This is a genomic window from Ktedonobacter sp. SOSP1-85 (assembly GCF_016587415.1).
In the GTDB taxonomy this organism is placed as follows: Bacteria; Chloroflexota; Ktedonobacteria; order Ktedonobacterales; family Ktedonobacteraceae; genus Ktedonobacter.
This window is the reverse complement of the sequence record NZ_BNJI01000003.1, coordinates 1,557,232-1,574,021: the sequence shown is the minus strand read 5'-3', so window position 1 is coordinate 1,574,021 and position 16,790 is coordinate 1,557,232. Positions and strand designations below refer to the sequence as shown.

Genomic DNA, 16,790 nt, shown 5'->3' with positions numbered 1-16,790 from the left:
ACAAGAACAGTTAATCAGCCCTCTAGCCAGTGTTAAGAGGGCTTTTCTTATGAGGTGAAACAATGGGCATCTCTATCTTGGATGAATACATTGCTGGCCAGCGTCAACCAACACGGGTTGTAGTCTCTGTGAGTGGCGGGAAGGACAGCATAGCTATGCTGCTTCAGGTGCTAGAAACGGTTCCTCATGAACTGGTGATTGCTCACCATCAAATTGTGTTGGAAGACTGGCCTGGAACAGTGGAGTATTGTGAAATGGTTTGCCGACGGTTAGGTGTTCCTCTCTACTGCACACAGGCAAGCTACAGCGGCTATGAGTGTGGGGAGTGTCATCATCGCTACCTCGTTTCAGGTGCTACACTCTCTATCCCCTGGTGTCGGGCGTGTGGCTCTCGTCAAGCAAAGTACTTGCGCCAAGTTGAAAGTGTGCTTGACCTGGTGGAATGGCGGCAAGCATGGCCCTCATTGTCAGTTCGTTTCTGTACATCCTACTTCAAGCGTGACAACTTCAACTCGTGGGCCAGAGCTCATGCTCAACTGCTGAGTGATCATCCAGTGATCTGTGTGGCGTGAGCGTTCTGGTCTGAAGCAGGGATGGATGCATGAATGGCGGCCCGTGCTTTCCTGACGACGGATCGAGGTCTTTCAGAAGATGCGAGCCTACCAGGTTGAGCCTCATTATTGCTATGAGCTTCAAGGTATGACCCAGCAGGATATGTAAGAAACGGATATTGAGGGGGCCCTCGGATGTCGTGCGTGATGTGCTTTCTCAAGAGTCCCGAGCAGCTGCGTACTGGCTACTATACCCAAGAGGATCGAGCTGTGATGGAAGGGACGTTAGCAATTGAAGCCAAGACAGGGCACACCATTCAACATGGACGTGCCCTGGCTGAGATGTTGGCAGAAAGATGAGGGACACGGAGTAAGTGGGCCGTGCCCTTCAAGATACGCTCTTAGAGCGTTGGTCAAGTAATGCGAGAGAAGGAAGCCTGATTCGATGCTCTTGTGAGCAAGCGGTTATTGCCAGGTGCTCGCTTCCTTGAAGAGTGCAGAGGCAAGCAGAGCGCTGCGCGTAGCAATCTCTTGAGGGGTGTAGGGTCTTCCCTGCTCAAGCCACCAGGTGATGGCTTCGACAAACATGGTGGACACCAGGTCTGGCACAAACTCATCTGAGAAGGTGTAGACGGGGTGATCAGAAGTATTCGGCCTGCTGGGAACGCGCCCATGCTCTTTGACCATGTCAGAAAGACGCGCGCGCATCTTCCTCACAAACCAGAGGCTTCCCTTCCTACCGAGCAACGCGCGATAGAAGCGTTCGTAATGTGCGATATGCTCGAAGAACTTCACCCAGACCTGAGGAGGACGTTCCGGCCCCATCTCTCCCACCGCGTTCAGCAAGGCGCTCATCGCTTCCTCAAAGATCTGCTCCGCCAGGTCGTATTTATCCTGATAATAGCGGTAGAATGCAGACCGACTGACCATGGCACGCTCAGCCAACTCTTCCACGGTCAGCGCGTCAAAACCGCGTTCTTCGATCAACTCCAGCAAGGCATCTCGCAGCAGCTTGCGCGTGCGTCTCGCACGCAAGTCGGTGGAGTTCTGAGACATTTTCCGCTCCCTGTCCTATCTAAGACATATCTGCCAGATTGCTTCTTGTTTCCAGCTTGCGGCCAGACTACACTTGAGAAAGAGGACACTCCGTCCTTTCTTGATCATTGTGTCACAAATTGAGGTACTCGTCAAAAATCAGGACACTTTGTCCCAACAAGTGAACATATAAGAGTACTAAACAAAGGAGATACGCGCATGCGTGTTGTACAAGTTCATCAGTTTGGCTCGCCAGAAGTCTTGAGGCTCGAAGAGACAGAAGAGCCTCAAGCAGGACACGGCCAGGTCGTTATTGAAGTCCAGGTGGCTGGAGTCTGCTTTGGAGACACTCTCATCCGCTCTGGAAAGTATCCCTTGCCGCTGCCGTGGGTGCCCGGACTGGAGGTTGCTGGTCGGGTGCGAGAGGTCGGACCAGACGGAGACCGGACGCTCGTAGGAAAGCTCGTTGTGGCACGCACCAAAAACAATCGTGGGGGCTATGCCGAGCTGTCAGTCGTCGATGCAACTGATGTCTTCCCCATTCCGACAGGGCTGGACATACAGCAGGCAGTCGGTGTGTTTCTGTCGGGGCAGACGGCTGTTGGCCTGATTAAGGCGATCAACATCACCCCAGGTGAAGTGGTATTGATCACTGCGGCGGCGGGCAGCCTGGGTTCGCAGTTAATCCAACAGGCCAGAGCCGCTGGCGCGGGAACCGTGATTGGCGCGGCGTACGGCAAGAAGAAGCTCGACATGATCACGCAGCTTGGAGCTGACGTCGCTATCGATTACAGCAAAGACGACTGGGTGGAGCAGGTACGCAAAGCTACGAACGGCAAAGGGGCCGATCTTGTGCTCGACGGGGTTGGAGGAACCATTGGACACCAGGCATTCGAGGCCACGACCAGAGGGAGCGGGAGGCTCGGGGTCTATGGGTTCTCTTCTGGAGCCTGGGCCAAGATCGAGACCCGAGAACTGGCTGCACGGAGCATCACCATCATCGCGCCTCTTGCTATCGCGTTTGCCAAGCCTGCGCAAGAGACGCACATCAACGCTGAGACCGCGCTAGCTGAGGCAGCCACCGGGAAACTAAGAGCCGTCATTGGCCCGACCTACCCGCTTTCGCGTGCCGCCGACGCTCACACAGCCATTGAAGCCCGCCAGACCACTGGCAAAGTTCTACTCATCCCTTGATGAGTGTGTCACCAGACCCGCGCGGAGTTGCGGGTCTGGTGACAGATTTCGCACGTGAGTCGTTCCAGCCCGTCTGTTGGGTATGCGAAAACACCACCATTTTCTTTGCCTGACATCTGGCACGTCTTTCCCGCTGCTCCGAGAGAAACTCCCGATCCTCACGAAAACGATTATTTTTCGGCAGACATTCGAGGAGGCAAGCGCAGAATGCCGGGCGAACAGAGAACCATCAGATGGGTAGCGCGAACGTTGCTGTCAGACTCTCAAAAACACGTCTTTCTATTCTTGAGCTTCAATGGCTCAAGCTCTGTTTGTCAGACATTCAGAAGAGTAAAGGAGCATCACATGCGCCCTCTCCCCTGGCATCCTCCAGTTGAACCATCGTGCGCGGAGCAAACCATCATCGAACGGATCAAACGAGCGAAATTATTTGTTTTTCTCCGCTATCACCGCCACGAGGTATTTGATGACGCCTTTCAGGAAGAACTCGCGACACTCTATGCACTTGGTTCCCGAGGTCAACCGCCCATTGCTCCGGCACAACTAGCCCTGGCGACGATTTTACAAGCCTATATGGGATCAGCTTGGGCAGCGAGAAGAGGCATTGAGTCTGGTCTTGAGCATGTTGCAAGCGGTGGAAAGCTGGGTGCAAACGTTGCAGCAAGAAGAGGCGTAACTGGCAGAACCGTCCCTCTCCCTGCACCCTAATGAAACACATGTACTCACCCTCAATTCACATGGTCTCAGACCAGAAATGCAGGAGCAGACAAGCAACGAGATCGATAGAATTTGGGGAGAATAACCGCCAAAAATAGCTCATTTTGGGGCTAACTGCTGTCAACACTGTCGTCAAATAGTTTTGTAGTGTTGACAGCTCCTCTTGAGAAGTGCGTTTATTATGGTGAGGTCTTAGAGGACATCCTTATGCTATTTGAGATCTCGCCTATAATAATCGCATGGGACTAGAAAACATAACAGATTCTGTTACTCAGGTTATAAGGGTAGTCTGAGCTTGACTTTAGCATGCACATTTTTCCCAGCATGAAACAGGAAAAATGGCTATTGCGTGTAGAGCAAAGAGTTATAAAGAGATATAATGTCTTTGCAACCTGCATACAAACACATAAATCCGTGCAGTTGAAAGGAGATCTCGATGGAGATCGGAATGATTGGAATTGGGCGCATGGGAGCCAATATGGCTAAGCGCCTCTTGAGGGCTGGACACAAGTGTGTCGGCTATGCCAGACGCCAGGAAACAGTCCAGGCTCGTATTCAGGATGGTTCAATCAGCGATGGTGCAACTTCGCTACAAGACCTGGTGGGCAAGCTTCAGCCAAGGCGCGTCATATGGATTATGGTACCCGCGGCCTCAGTCGACGCTACACTGGAGACACTCGTCCCCTTGCTAGATAAAGGTGATATCATCGTCGATGGCGGCAACTCCTACTATCGCGATGATATTCGCAGAGCCGAAATGCTTGAGAAGCATGGTATCCATTATGTGGATAGCGGTACCAGCGGCGGTGTCTGGGGCCTCGAGCGTGGCTACTGCCAGATGATTGGCGGCGAGGATGAAACGGTTGCCTACCTTGATCCCATATTTAAGGCTCTGGCACCTGGCAAAGAGTCCGCGCCACCTACACCGGAACGCGGTCAGAAGGGTGGCACCGCTGAGGAGGGCTATCTCCACTGTGGTCCCCATGGCGCCGGTCACTTTGTCAAGATGGTCCATAACGGTATCGAATATGGCATCATGGCCGCATACGCCGAGGGTTTCGGTATTCTGGAGAAGGCTAACATCGGCAAGAATACACACGAGATCGATGCCGAGACCGCTCCTATAGACCCTCGCTTCTACCAGTACAACATCGACGTTCCGGAAGTCGCCGAGCTCTGGCGACGTGGTAGCGTGGTTGGCTCCTGGCTGCTGGACCTGACAGCCCACGCTCTACTCAAAGATCCCAACCTCTCACAGTTCGGGGGACGCGTCTCCGACTCAGGCGAGGGTCGCTGGACGGTGCAGGCCGCTATCGACGAGGGCATGCCCGCGCACGTTCTCAGCGCCGCGCTCTTCGAGCGCTTCAGCTCCCGCGGTGAGGGCGACTATAGCAACAAGATCCTCTCCGCCATGCGCTTCGAGTTTGGTGGTCACCACGAGAAGGAATCTAAATAAAGATTGTTTTGTAGAAAAGGGGTGTGGGGCGGCCGGATGGCCGCCCCACACCCCTTTTCTACAAAACAATCTTTATTTTATCGCGACAAAAAGCTGATGCACATTCTCTACATAGATATGGTAGCATGTAAGAAAGAGAACAGAAGCGGAGCCAGGCATACACGGTCCTTATCTTAATCTCATGCATTAATCCCTGGCTCGCGCGAAAGGCAGAAAGCACATGGAAGGCGTCAAGAATTATCTATCAGATATGGATGGGGTGCTCGTGCGTGGCTCCACGATTGTTCCCGGCGCAGCGGAGTTTGTGAAGCGCCTGCGTGACCAGGAAATTCCCTTTCTGATTCTAACCAATAACTCACAATATACCCCTCGCGACCTCCAGGTACGCCTGGCTTATATCGGCCTGGATGTACCTAAAGAATCTATCTTCACATCCGCGCTTGCCACGGCGCAGTTCTTGCACTCTCAGCGCCCCAGCGGACGCGCCTATGTCATCGGCGAGTCCGGCTTGACGACGGCCCTGCACGATATCGACTATATCATCACCGACCAGGACCCCGAGTATGTCGTGCTTGGCGAGACCACGACCTATAGCTTCCAACGCATCACCCAGGCCATCCGCTTCATCATGAAGGGCGCACGCTTTATCGCGACCAATCCCGATCCCATGGGACCAGGCGAGGGCGGGACCGTCCCCGCTACCGGTGCCGTGGCGGCCCTCATCAGCGCCGCTACCGGCATCAAGCCCTACTACATCGGTAAACCCAACCCACTGATGATGCGCACCGCTCTGCGCAAGCTCAACGCCCATTCCGAGGAGACCGTCATGATTGGCGACCGCATGGATACAGATATGATCTCAGGCATTGAGAGTGGTCTGCGTACCATTTTAGTCCTCACCGGCGTCACCTCCCGCGAGCAGGTCGAGCGCTTCCCCTACCGCCCCACCTGGATCCGCGACTCCGTCGCGGACATCGAAATTTAATAATGGAAGGGTTTGTGGCACTTCAAGTGCCACAAACCCTTCCATTATTACGGGCGAGATCTATGATTGAGGAACAACTAACTCATTTGCGGCCTGGAGGTAGGCGCGAATGAGAAAGAATACACCGCCCAGAAGGACGATGTATTCGTGTGCTATCCCTGGTATACTAAAAGACCCGGCCCGCTACTAGTATACGCGACTACTTGGCTCAGGTGAGGTGCTGGCGGGTGCGGCAGAGCAGGAGAAAGACGCTGAGCGAGGCCACACCACAGAAGGCAATAACCAGGGACATGGGCAAAGCCGTCTTGCCGCCGCCCAGGCCGACCAGCGGCGCGACCAGCGCCCCAATCGCGTATTGCAACATCCCCAGCAAGGCCGACGCGCTACCCGCGATACGTGGATGATCGGCCAGGCCCAGCGCAGCCGAGTTGGGCATAACCAGGCCCTGGCTGGCTACGATGATAAAGAACGCTGGGAGAATGCCAACCAGTCCTACACCACTCACGGCCACGAGCAACAGAGCGAGGCCGCCAAAGGCCACCGAACTCAAGCCGCATGTAAGCAACCCTCGCGCCGAGACGCGACCTACGAGCCTGCCATTGACCTGCCCGGCTACGACGATGCCCAGGGCATTGATACCAAAGAGCACCCCAAAGAGTTGGGGCGAGACTCCATAGATATCCTGCAAGACAAAGGATGAGCCAGAGATATAGGCAAACATAGCGGCGAAGGAGAGGCCACCCGCCAGGGCATAACCGATAAAGAGGCGATCAAAGCACAAAACGCGGAAGGCGGAGAGTGTTGCCGCAAGCCCACCCGTCTGGCGTCGCTCCACGGAATGCGTCTCCTTGAGACCAAAGGCGGAGAGCAAGAAGAGGATCACGCCAATAATCGCCAGGGTCACAAACACGCCCCGCCAGGAGGTAAAGCGCAACAACTGACTACCAATGATCGGGGCAAGAATGGGCGCCAGGCCATTCACCAACATGAGCAGCGAGAAGAAACGCGCCGCCGCCACCCCTGAATACAGGTCACGCACCACAGCACGTGAGATAACAATACCAGCCGCGCCCGCAAGACCCTGCACAAAGCGCAGCACTGCCAGCGTAAATACCGAGGGGGCGACAACGCACAGGAGAGAGGCGACCGCGTACAGCGCAACACCAATAAGGAGCGGGCGTCGACGTCCAGCTGCGTCACTAATAGGGCCAGCGATAAGCTGACCAGACGCCAGTCCCAGCAGGCAGGTACTCAGGGTAATCTGTACCTGGGAGGTACTGGCACTAAAGTCATGTGCCAGGGCAGGTAGCGAGGGCAAATACATATCCATCGAGAGCGGTCCAAACGCGCTCAAGGCCCCTAAAATAATGACGACCAGCGCCCCACTGGGCACATATGGTAGCTCTTTATCCTCCTGCAGTGCTTTAGATATCTCCTGCTTTCCACCCTCCTCTCCACGCGCAGAGGAAAACTGTGTATCCATATCGGACATCCTACCTCCAACCTGGGGATTATCAATAATAAATGCATATATTTGAGAGGGCGGCTCGACGCTGCTAAAGCACGCGTCTACATATCATGTCCCATATGTAGACGCGTGCTTTAGCAGCGTCGGCTAACCCATTGAAGCTGATAAATAAAGTCTATCATCCCCTTTCCCCACTCGCAAGCTCGCCTCAGGAGGGAATAGATGAGCGTATGCTAGCGCCACACGCTCATCTATTCCCTCCTGAGCACTGTAGGCGCGAAAGGTCAACTCAAGAAAGGCGTATCCAGCCCTGGCAGAAAGCAGCCTGAGATTGTAGACTATAGTATAGACAGGAATAAATAAGGAGGAACCTATTTTGAGTAGCAAACTAGCCTGGGGTATTTTGGGTACTGGCAGGATCGCTGGTGTCTTCGCCAAAGGTCTGGCCAATTCAGAGACGGGAACACTGGTCGCCGTTGGCAGTCGTAGTCAGGAAGCAGCCGATGCCTTTGGCGCGCAATGGAGCGTAGGGCGCTGCTACAGCGGCTACGAGGAGCTGCTGGCCGACGAGCAGGTTCAGGCGGTCTACATCGCCACGCCGCATCCTCAGCATGCGCAATGGGCCATCCGCGCCGCGGAGGCCGGAAAGCATATTTTATGTGAGAAGCCCATCGCACTCAACCATGCCGAGGCGATGGCTATCGTGGAGGCGGCCCAGCGCCACCAGGTCTTCCTGATGGAGGCCTTTATGTATCGCTGCCACCCACAAACACAGAAGCTGCGCGAACTGTTACAGGAGGGAACGATCGGCGATATTCGCGTGATACAGGCCACCTTTAGCTTTAATGCGGGCTTTAATCCCGAGAGCCGACTCTACAACAATGCGCTGGGAGGCGGCGGCATCCTCGACGTTGGCTGCTACTGCGTCTCGATGGCACGCATGGTCGCGGGCATCGCCAACGGCAAAGACTTCGTCGAACCCACACAGGTGAGCGCCGTGGGCCAGGTTGGATCCACAGGCATTGATGAATATACCGTGGCCTCACTCAGCTTCCCAGGTGGCGTGCTGGCACAGCTCTTCACTGGCATCCAGGTAAATGGAGACAACAACGTACGCATCTTTGGCAGCAAGGGATCAATCACCATCCAGTCGCCATGGCTTCCCGAGCGCGGCCAGGCATATCTGCTCGTAGAGAAAAATGGGCAGAGCGAGAGAATCGACGTTGAGAGCGAGGTAGACTTGTATGGCAACGAAGCCGATACCGTTGCCGCCTACCTGGAGCAGTTGCAAGCGCCTGCCATGAGCTGGGAGGACACACTTGGTAATATGCAGACGCTTGACCGCTGGCGCAAGGCCATCGGTGTCGTCTATGAGGCGGAGAAACCTGAGGGTAAGACCCTGACGGTAAGCCAGCGTCCCCTGCGTGTCCGCTCGGATGCTAGCATGAAGTATGGGAGTCTGCCCGGCGTGGAGAAACCCGTCTCCCGCCTGGTCATGGGTGTGGACAACCAGACCGAGTGGCCGCATGCCTCAGTTATGCTGGACGACTACTTCGAGCGCGGCGGCAACTGCTTCGATACCGCCTTCATCTATGGCGGCGGCGCCTGCGAGAAGCTACTGGGGCAGTGGATCGCCAATCGCGGCATTCGCGAGCAGGTGGTCATCCTCGGCAAGGGCGCACACACGCCATACTGCACGCCTGAATGGATCGTCAAGCAGCTTGATATCAGCCTGGAACGCCTGCACACAGACTACATCGACATTTATATGATGCATCGCGACAATCCCGAGATTCCTGTAGGCGATTTTATCACTGTCCTCAACGAGCAGAAGAAGGCTGGGCGTATACGTGCCTTTGGCGCATCCAACTGGTCGATTGAGCGCCTGCAAGAGGCCAACCAGTGGGCCGCGGAACATGGACTGACCGGCTTTTCCGCTCTCAGCAATAACTTTAGCCTGGCGCGCATGATCGATCCCGTGTGGGCAGGCTGCATCTCGGCCTCAGATGCAAGTTCTCGTGCCTGGCTCACGGAGCACAATATGACCTTGATGCCCTGGTCCAGCCAGGCTCGCGGCTTCTTCACCGGGCGCGCAAAACCGGAGGATCACTCCGATCCTGAGCTCGTGCGCTGCTGGTATAGCGAGGATAACTTCCAACGCCTGGAGCGCGTCAACCAGATGGCCCGTGAGCGCGGCATTCAGCCAATCACCCTGGCCCTGGCCTACGTGCTGAACCAGCCCTTCCCAACCTTCCCCCTGATCGGGCCACGTGCCCTCTCGGAGACACGCACCTCGTTCGAGGCCGTGAACATCACCCTCACACCTGAGGAGGTTCGCTGGCTCAACCTTGAGGCGTAATAGAGTCTAGAGCATGAAGCGGACATTGTGGCAATCAGCCACAATGTCCGCTTCATGCTCTAGATGGTAGTAAAAGCAAAGAGTTGACAGATTTTTGGGTGAAGAGTGAACAACCGGCGCGAAGAGTGAACAATCATACAGATGTCCCTGGAAAAACCGCCTCTCATCTGGTATCCTGCTTTTGAAGACTGTAAATTGCGTCCTTTAGATCACTTTTGTCGGAAGGATACGGATGGTTATACTGGCTGTCGCTTGAGTAAAAAGAAGCAACAAGTAGAGCGTCATTCTGCGACCACAGCGCTCGAAGATCAGCGCCTTTTGTACCGAGCTGACCACCTTGACGCAAGAACAAGTCGAGGCTGAGGGGAATAGCAGAGTAGCAAAAACCTTGGTTTGTTGCGACTCGTGTCCCTTCAATGGTGAGAGCAGCCAATCTCAAGAAGAAGGACCGAGCCGTTGAGGCTCGGTCCGATTGGTGGGGGTCGATGGAGTTTTCACAGAGTCAGGACGTGGCTACTCCATTTGGTCTAGGTGTCACCCTGGTCGTTGGGCTCACGATTGGGGTGACATCTTTTTTGTGTTTTCTAGCCCTCTCTCTTCATGTTCTTGCCAGTACTGATCGCCTGCAATTGCTCATCAGTCACTCTGGCGTTCCGCAGATCAGCATCGTCGAGCAGTGCGTAGGTGAGAGTCGCACCAGTGAGATCGGCACCCTGTAAATTTGCTCCGATGAAAGTCACCTCAGTGAGGGTAGCGTCAGTGAGATCGGCGCCCTGCAAATTTGCTCCGCTGAGCGTCGCTTTCGTGAGATCAGCGCTCCGCAAGTTGGCGCCACTGAGATCAGCGTCTATGAGACTGGCTCCTCGTAACTTCGCATGAGTGAGAATGGCATGTGTCAGGTTTGCGTTATGAGGAGTTTTCTCCTGGTCTGCAAGCAGGGCAGATCCGCTGAGATCAGCTTCAGTGAGATTGGCACCCTGCAAATCTATACCTCTCATGTCAGACGCTCTCATGCTCGCCTGGCGTAAATTAGCCCCGGAGAGGTTAGCACGATACAACGCCACACCACTGAGATTGGCATCGCTGAGATTGGCACCGCTGAGATTCACAGAACTCAGATCCGTATCGTTCAGTTGCACGCTCGGCAGTTCCATCTTATGCAGATCCGCTCCTACAAGGGCTCTGCTCCCTCTCAGCGCATCGCCTATAAATGTAACAGGAAGGCCATTGTGGCTGAAAAAATGTAATATACTTAGCTGCTGCTCGGCATCTAAAGATTTCAAGACCTGACCCAATCGTTGCTGGGCAATCTGCGATACCTCCGGCTTCTCGGTGAGAAGCGTGAGGAAGTAGGTCTGGAAGACCATCTCCTGCATCATCGCCATCCATTGCTTCCCGCTCTGATCCTGCGTGTACATTTGCCAGGCTGCGAGACACAGACTGAGCAACATTGCGAAGACCAGCGCGGTGACAATTTGACCTGAAGTATTTCCTCCGCTGAGAAGATTGATGAGGAAGGCAATGATCGCAGCAAACAAACCAGAGAAAATAGCCAGTGCCGAGGGATGAGACACGACCTGACCCACATGAAAAAGACGTTTCATAATCAGAATTAGCCTCCGAGGTTTTCTCTCAGGTAGACTTTATCCAAACGCTAGACAAAAAACGAAAGGCAGGGTAAGCTTCTCTCAAAATTCTTACCAAGGAAAAAAGAGAGATGCAAACGCTGCCTACAAGGATTATACACGTGTTGCGCCACTTTGAAACCGTTTTTAGCGAACGGATGTGGGAATGGGCCAAGGTATTGCTGATTGGGGCCATCCTGGCTCCAGGTGAGCGAACCGTCACAGCCATCTTGCGTGTGATGGGATGTGCTGATGAGAAGCACTTTCAGAACTACCATCGTGTGCTCAGTCGTGCGACCTGGTCGTCGCGGGAGCTGAGCCGCCGCCTGCTGGTGGTGTTGGTGCATCTGTTTGTTGCCGCAACTGGGCCAGTGATCCTGGGGATCGACGAAACCATTGAGCGCCGACGCGGTCGCAAGATTGCGGCACGAGGCGTCTATCGTGATCCAGTTCGTTCGAGCAAAGAATTCTTTGTGAAAACGAATGGACTGCGTTGGATCTCCATGATGCTCTTGACCCCCATCCCGTGGGCGCAACGGATTTGGGCCTTGCCCTTTTTGAGCGTGCTGGCTCCCTCCGAGCGCTACCATGAAGGACGCCAGATGCGCCACAAAACCATCACGGATTGGGCGTGGCAAATGATCGTGCAGGTGAGGCGTTGGTTGCCTGGAAGAAAGCTGGTTGTCGTGGCCGATGGGACCTATGCGGTGCTGGCGTTTTTGCGCAACATCTGCCGCCTGCCTAACACCTGCCTCGTGACGCGTTTGCGCCTCGATGCCTGTTTGTACGAACCTGCTCCAGAGCGCAAAGCAGGCAAAAAAGGCCGTCGTGCCGTCAAAGGGGAACGACAACCCAAGCTGGCAGAGCGCTTGCATGACCCAAAAAACGTTTGGCAGAAATGCACGCTCCCCTGGTATGGGGGGATGACACGTGAGATGGAGATCGCCACAGGGACGGCTCTGTGGTATCAGTCTCCCATTCCTCCTGTCGCCATTCGCTGGGTGCTCATTCGCGACCCCAAAGGGCAATACGAACCCATGGCTTTGCTGTGCACGGATCAGCAGGTGGATCCGGCTCAGATTGTCTCCTGGTTTGTCTTGCGCTGGACAGTCGAGGTCACCTTTCACGAGGTTCGTACGCATTTGGGCGTGGAGACACAACGCCAGTGGTCGGATCTGGCCATCTTGCGCACGACGCCTGCGTTGTTGGGCTTGTTCTCGCTTGTCACCGTCTTTGCACAGCAATTGCTGGAGGAGCAAGTCTTTCCCGTTCGGCAGGCAGCTTGGTACAGGAAATCGTTGCCAACCTTTTCGGACACGCTGGCTTTGGTTCGTCAGCATCTGTGGCCCTCCGCCTATTTTTCGGTGTCGCCTTCAAACTCCGACACTGTACAAATTCCACGAGCCCTTTTCGACCGTTTCGTGGAGACGCTTGCTTTTGTTGCTTAATCCGTGCCATTTGTTTGAAACATTTGGATAAAGTCTAGCTCAGTATATCCTCTCTCAGCTCAGAAAAAAGCACTCTGCCTCGGGATGAGACTTGCTTGGCGACTCGTCCGGGAGACAAGGAGCTCGGGCTGCCTCTTCAGGGTTGGCATTGAATTGCCAACCATCGAGCGCCACACACCGTCGACAGAACACAACAACGGCAGTCAAACACATTGGCTGACCCCGCCGATGGCTGTGGAGAAGCGTTTAGGAAGGCTCCTCTCATCGCTCATCGGAGAGGAGTCTGCTCGCCGGGACTCACGTGCTCTTACTTCTCCCAGATCAAGGGCAGCTTCTTCACGCCAAAAGTGGACATGCTCGTGATCGGAGACAGTGGCACATCGGGCACCTGCCAGGAGCCGGGCAGGCGGTCGAGCATCGTGTTGAGCGCAATCTTGGCCTCCAAACGCGCCAGGGGAGCGCCCAGACAGAAATGTATGCCACGCCCGAAGCCCAGGTGTCGATTGGGCTCACGCTCGATCAGGAACTGATCGGCATTGGGAAACTGAGCCTCATCACGATTGGCTGAGGGGATCCAGGCAAAGAGTAATTGACCTGCTTCGATGCGCTGATCGCCAATGGTCGTCTCGGTCGCGGCCCAGCGCGGTTGCAGTTTGATCGGCGAGTAGTAGCGCAGGGCCTCTTCAAGCGCACCCGGCACCAGGTCGCGATTGGCGCGCAGACGTTCGACACTTCCGGGATGCTCATCGAGGCAGAGGATAGTATTGCCAATCAGATTGGTCGTGGTCTCGTTGCCCGCGACCAGCAGCAGCACGCAGAACCCAATCAATTCCTCGTTGCTTAGGTACTCCCCATCTACTTCCGCCATGAGCAACGCGCTCACCAGGTCATCCTGGGGATGCGCTCGTCGCTCCTCAAAGATCTGGCCGAAGTAATCGACCATGCTGGCAGCAGCCTGCTTGCCTGCCTGCTGATCCTCTTCGGTTGCTTCACTGTCTCCCGAATTGAAGGCATCAGACCACTGCTTAAACTCCTCACGCCGCTCCGCAGGAACCCCCAACATCTCCGCGATGACCGTGATTGGCAGAGGATAGGCCAGATCCCTGATGACATCCATCTTACCTGCTGCCTGCACCTGGTCGAGCAGTTCGTTGGTAATTTCCTGGATGCGCGCCTCCATGTGAGCCACCATGCGGGGCGTGAACGCCTGGGAGACGAGACGGCGCAACTGGTGATGGCGCGGCGGGTCCAGGCGGACAATGCTCGAACTGATCGGACTCACATCGCGGTACTCGGCTGGCACAAAGCGGTTCTGCTCGGAAGAAAAGGTCGCGTGCTCACTGAGCAAGCGAGCTACATCGTCGTAGCGGAAGATGTGCCATATGCCTGAGTTCGGGTCGTGGTAAATAGGCTGGGTCTCACGCATCTGGCGATACCAGTCATACGAGGCAGTGAATTCTGCTCTCTTGGAATTTGTCTGCATATTCTTCTTCTTTCTCTTTTTCGTATCTTGTACTCAAACAGATTTGCTCAGCGTTAGAGCTCTCGCATCACTTTTTGCGTCATCCCAAACAGCATCACCACAGCCAGCACAAGCCCAGAGAATGGGAAGAGGATGGCTGGACCGAAATGGTTGGCGAGGACACCAGCCAGGGCCGTCGAGACAGGATAGAGCCCAGATGAACTGAACATCAACAAGCCCATGACACGCCCCATCAGATGGCCCGGAATGTTCATTTGAACCGCGGTGAAGAACAGGACGGCGAAGCCACTGCTGGCGATGCCGCCAATGAGCATACAGGCCACGGCTCCGAGCACCCCTCCAACCGGAAGCAGCGCAAACATGGTGGCTATGATCATTCCCCCCAGGAGGATAATCAGCCCTTTGTGTTTGTATTTGCCCACCATGCCAGTGAGGATGGACCCGATGAGCGCGCCCGCGCCCCAACCCGCCAGGATGAAACCAAACCCGCTCGCGCTCCCATGCATGGGACCCTGAACCAGCGCGGGCAGCGCCACCTCGATCAACCCACCTGTCACCAGGCTGCTCACGATGAACATGAGCAGGGCGATCTGAATCAAGCGTGAGGTGCTGAGATACCCCCAGAAACTGATCTGTGCCCCCGCTGCCTGCGCGCTGGCTTGTGGATGGTCCTGACTGGCTTCGGTCTGGCTTCCATCATGTGTGGCGTGTTTTGTCCCCCGCATCAGCGCGAGCGAGCCCGCCGAGACGAGAAAGGTGACCGCGTCGATAGTTAGAGCCACTGCCGACGTAAGCCCGGAGACGATCACGCCAGCAACCGAGGAACCGATCAAGTTCGCGCCCTGCATCGAGGCCATCATCAGTCCATTGCCAGCTTGCAGATCGTCTTTGTCCAGGATATCTGGCACCATGGACATGGAAGCGGGTGTGAATGCGCCTCCCAGGGCTCCCAGCGGCACCGCGATGGCGCAGAGTTGCCAGAGGAGAGGATGACCACCAAAGGCCAGCACCGCCAGGACTCCCATCAACAGCAGGCGCAGCGTATCAGCAAGCAACATGAACCGGCGTGGGCGCAGGCGATCCGAGAGCCAGCCGCCCGCCAGCATGCACACCGCGCGGGGAATGCCGTACGCGGACAGCACAATGCCTAGCTCCTGCACGCTGCCGCCCGTGGTCAGGATCAGCCACGGCAGCGCCACCATGTAGAGCGCGTCGCCGAAGGTCGAGATGGTCTGACCGCCGAAGAGCAACATAAAATTGGGCACTTTGAAGAGCCGCATCATCCCTCCAGCAGCCGGTTTGGCTGTGTCTGGCTGCGTTGCGCTTTCCATCGAACCATTGTGTGTGCTCGTTTCGCCTGTCTGCTTCACTATTTCCGGCGTTCTAGCCGGTGCGAATTCCTCTGGATTCAAAGTAGTTGGCATGATAATTCCTTATTCTTGCTTCTCTGCTCGTTCTTCCTGGAAAAACTCAGATACATCGCTTATAGTTCGCTTTCCACGGTGAAATGTACGCCTTGTAAGACATCGAGCTTCTTGTATGATTTGTGGAGATCGTTTCCCTGGATGGAAATGTTGTGCATCGTCTTCTTCTCATGAGAGAACAGTGACCTTGGAGAGATCAACCTCCAGGCCTTTGAGGGCGGCATAGGTGAGCTTATCCATCATCGCGCCGTCAAAGGAAATGGTTTTGAGGGCCCGGTAATATTTCTTCGACCACAGAGACGCCGAGCGGAACGACACCTTTTTGAGGGTCGCGCCCCGAAACGACGTGTCCTTGAGTCCCGCCTCGTCAAACCTGACACCCTGAAAGGTCTGCCCATCAAAGCGCAGTCCGCTCAGATCCGAAGAGGTGAAGTCCACACCGAGAAAGGTACAGCGTTCAAAGGTCGTTTTTCTCAGGTCGGTCTTCGCGAAGTTGATATCCGTGAGCGTGACGCCGATGAATTGTGCTCCGACCAGCCACGATGTGCTGAAGTTGGTGCGCACAAGGATGGCGTCACGGAAGTTCGCCTCCGCCAGATCAAGGGTGGAGAAGTCGCAATCGGTCAGATTGGCGCCCGCAAAATTGGCTTCACGGACGTCACTCCCCGGAACGAGCTCCCAGTGAGGTCGGCGCCCGTAAAGTCAGAGCCGCGTAACGCGCTACTTTTAAAATTGCCTTGATGCGCGGTCACGCCCGCGAAGTCGCTCTGAGGCAGATGGCTCGCACTCAAGTTGATGGACACCTGCCGCTGCAGCGAGCGGGAGAGGTTGGCGACCTCCCGGACGGTGTGCTCAATGTCGCCGATACTCTCAATGGTCAAGTCAAAGGCGGTGTCATCATCCTTGCCCTCGGCTTTGAGCTCACGGAAGCGCTCCTGTAAATCGGAGAGCAGATCAGCCTTCAATTCGGTCGCGCTTTTGACCCCATCGTAGGGAGCAAACACGCTGTTGACATAGTTGGCCAATTTCTCACTCATAACAATAC

Annotated in this window: 12 protein-coding genes and 2 pseudogenes; 8 read left to right on the top strand and 6 right to left on the bottom strand. The window is 55.4% G+C overall.

Going from position 1 to position 16,790, the window contains the following annotated elements:
- Window positions 1-62: 62 nt before the first annotated feature.
- Complete coding sequence (locus KTE_RS48615) at window positions 63-572, top strand: ATP-binding protein (RefSeq protein WP_236601009.1); 510 nt, start codon at window positions 63-65, stop codon at window positions 570-572.
- A 174-nt stretch (window positions 573-746) separates the two neighbouring features.
- Window positions 747-911: a hypothetical protein gene (locus KTE_RS48610; protein WP_236601008.1), complete on the top strand. Its 165-nt coding sequence runs from the start codon at window positions 747-749 to the stop codon at window positions 909-911.
- Window positions 912-1,016: 105 nt separating this feature from the next.
- On the opposite strand, the gene KTE_RS44845 is transcribed toward KTE_RS48610, so the two are convergent.
- Window positions 1,017-1,607 (bottom strand): TetR/AcrR family transcriptional regulator, encoded by a 591-nt coding sequence (locus KTE_RS44845; RefSeq protein ID WP_201393744.1) that lies wholly within the window; start codon window positions 1,605-1,607, stop codon window positions 1,017-1,019.
- 198 nt (window positions 1,608-1,805) lie between these two features.
- On the opposite strand from KTE_RS44845, the gene KTE_RS44840 reads away from it, so the two are divergent.
- The 4 genes and pseudogenes from KTE_RS44840 (at window position 1,806) to KTE_RS44825 (ending at window position 5,938) form a co-directional block, all read left to right on the top strand.
- On the top strand, window positions 1,806-2,780 hold the full coding sequence (locus KTE_RS44840; RefSeq protein ID WP_201393742.1) for a zinc-binding dehydrogenase: 975 nt from the start codon (window positions 1,806-1,808) through the stop codon (window positions 2,778-2,780).
- A gap of 345 nt (window positions 2,781-3,125) precedes the next feature.
- Window positions 3,126-3,359: pseudogene (locus KTE_RS48605) on the top strand (IS5/IS1182 family transposase); the annotation flags it as partial.
- A 574-nt stretch (window positions 3,360-3,933) separates the two neighbouring features.
- A complete protein-coding gene (gene gnd, locus KTE_RS44830) occupies window positions 3,934-4,953 on the top strand; it encodes a phosphogluconate dehydrogenase (NAD(+)-dependent, decarboxylating) (protein WP_201393738.1) in 1,020 nt (339 codons plus the stop codon).
- 220 nt (window positions 4,954-5,173) lie between these two features.
- Complete coding sequence (locus KTE_RS44825; RefSeq protein ID WP_201393737.1) at window positions 5,174-5,938, top strand: HAD-IIA family hydrolase; 765 nt, start codon at window positions 5,174-5,176, stop codon at window positions 5,936-5,938.
- Between the two features lie 208 nt (window positions 5,939-6,146).
- Here the strand turns inward: KTE_RS44825 and KTE_RS44820 are convergent, their stop codons facing one another.
- Window positions 6,147-7,421: a Bcr/CflA family multidrug efflux MFS transporter gene (locus tag KTE_RS44820; protein WP_201393736.1), complete on the bottom strand. Its 1,275-nt coding sequence runs from the start codon at window positions 7,419-7,421 to the stop codon at window positions 6,147-6,149.
- Window positions 7,422-7,782: 361 nt separating this feature from the next.
- On the opposite strand from KTE_RS44820, the gene KTE_RS44815 reads away from it, so the two are divergent.
- A complete protein-coding gene (locus KTE_RS44815) occupies window positions 7,783-9,765 on the top strand; it encodes an aldo/keto reductase (RefSeq protein ID WP_201393735.1) in 1,983 nt (660 codons plus the stop codon).
- Between the two features lie 584 nt (window positions 9,766-10,349).
- Here KTE_RS44815 and KTE_RS44810 read toward each other — a convergent pair.
- On the bottom strand, window positions 10,350-11,369 hold the full coding sequence (locus KTE_RS44810) for a pentapeptide repeat-containing protein (RefSeq protein WP_201393734.1): 1,020 nt from the start codon (window positions 11,367-11,369) through the stop codon (window positions 10,350-10,352).
- A 113-nt stretch (window positions 11,370-11,482) separates the two neighbouring features.
- On the opposite strand from KTE_RS44810, the gene KTE_RS44805 reads away from it, so the two are divergent.
- A complete protein-coding gene (locus tag KTE_RS44805; RefSeq protein WP_201393733.1) occupies window positions 11,483-12,838 on the top strand; it encodes a transposase in 1,356 nt (451 codons plus the stop codon).
- Between the two features lie 307 nt (window positions 12,839-13,145).
- Here KTE_RS44805 and KTE_RS44800 read toward each other — a convergent pair whose 3' ends face one another.
- From KTE_RS44800 to KTE_RS50355, 3 genes and pseudogenes are all read right to left on the bottom strand, one after another.
- Entirely contained in the window at window positions 13,146-14,321 is a 1,176-nt protein-coding gene (locus KTE_RS44800) for a cytochrome P450 (RefSeq protein WP_201393732.1), read from the bottom strand.
- 53 nt (window positions 14,322-14,374) lie between these two features.
- Window positions 14,375-15,745 (bottom strand): MFS transporter, encoded by a 1,371-nt coding sequence (locus KTE_RS44795; protein WP_201393730.1) that lies wholly within the window; start codon window positions 15,743-15,745, stop codon window positions 14,375-14,377.
- 168 nt (window positions 15,746-15,913) lie between these two features.
- Window positions 15,914-16,782, bottom strand: a pseudogene (locus tag KTE_RS50355) (pentapeptide repeat-containing protein).
- Between the last annotated feature and the right edge of the window lie 8 nt (window positions 16,783-16,790).

Coding starts and splice junctions, on each gene's coding strand:
- KTE_RS48615 (WP_236601009.1), top strand. CDS start 63: ATGGGCATCTCTATCTTGGATGAATACATTGCTGGCCAGCGTCAACCA.
- KTE_RS48610 (WP_236601008.1), top strand. CDS start 747: ATGTCGTGCGTGATGTGCTTTCTCAAGAGTCCCGAGCAGCTGCGTACT.
- KTE_RS44845 (WP_201393744.1), bottom strand. CDS start 1,607: ATGTCTCAGAACTCCACCGACTTGCGTGCGAGACGCACGCGCAAGCTG.
- KTE_RS44840 (WP_201393742.1), top strand. CDS start 1,806: ATGCGTGTTGTACAAGTTCATCAGTTTGGCTCGCCAGAAGTCTTGAGG.
- gnd (WP_201393738.1), top strand. CDS start 3,934: ATGGAGATCGGAATGATTGGAATTGGGCGCATGGGAGCCAATATGGCT.
- KTE_RS44825 (WP_201393737.1), top strand. CDS start 5,174: ATGGAAGGCGTCAAGAATTATCTATCAGATATGGATGGGGTGCTCGTG.
- KTE_RS44820 (WP_201393736.1), bottom strand. CDS start 7,421: ATGGATACACAGTTTTCCTCTGCGCGTGGAGAGGAGGGTGGAAAGCAG.
- KTE_RS44810 (WP_201393734.1), bottom strand. CDS start 11,369: ATGAAACGTCTTTTTCATGTGGGTCAGGTCGTGTCTCATCCCTCGGCA.
- KTE_RS44805 (WP_201393733.1), top strand. CDS start 11,483: ATGCAAACGCTGCCTACAAGGATTATACACGTGTTGCGCCACTTTGAA.
- KTE_RS44800 (WP_201393732.1), bottom strand. CDS start 14,321: ATGCAGACAAATTCCAAGAGAGCAGAATTCACTGCCTCGTATGACTGG.
- KTE_RS44795 (WP_201393730.1), bottom strand. CDS start 15,745: ATGCCAACTACTTTGAATCCAGAGGAATTCGCACCGGCTAGAACGCCG.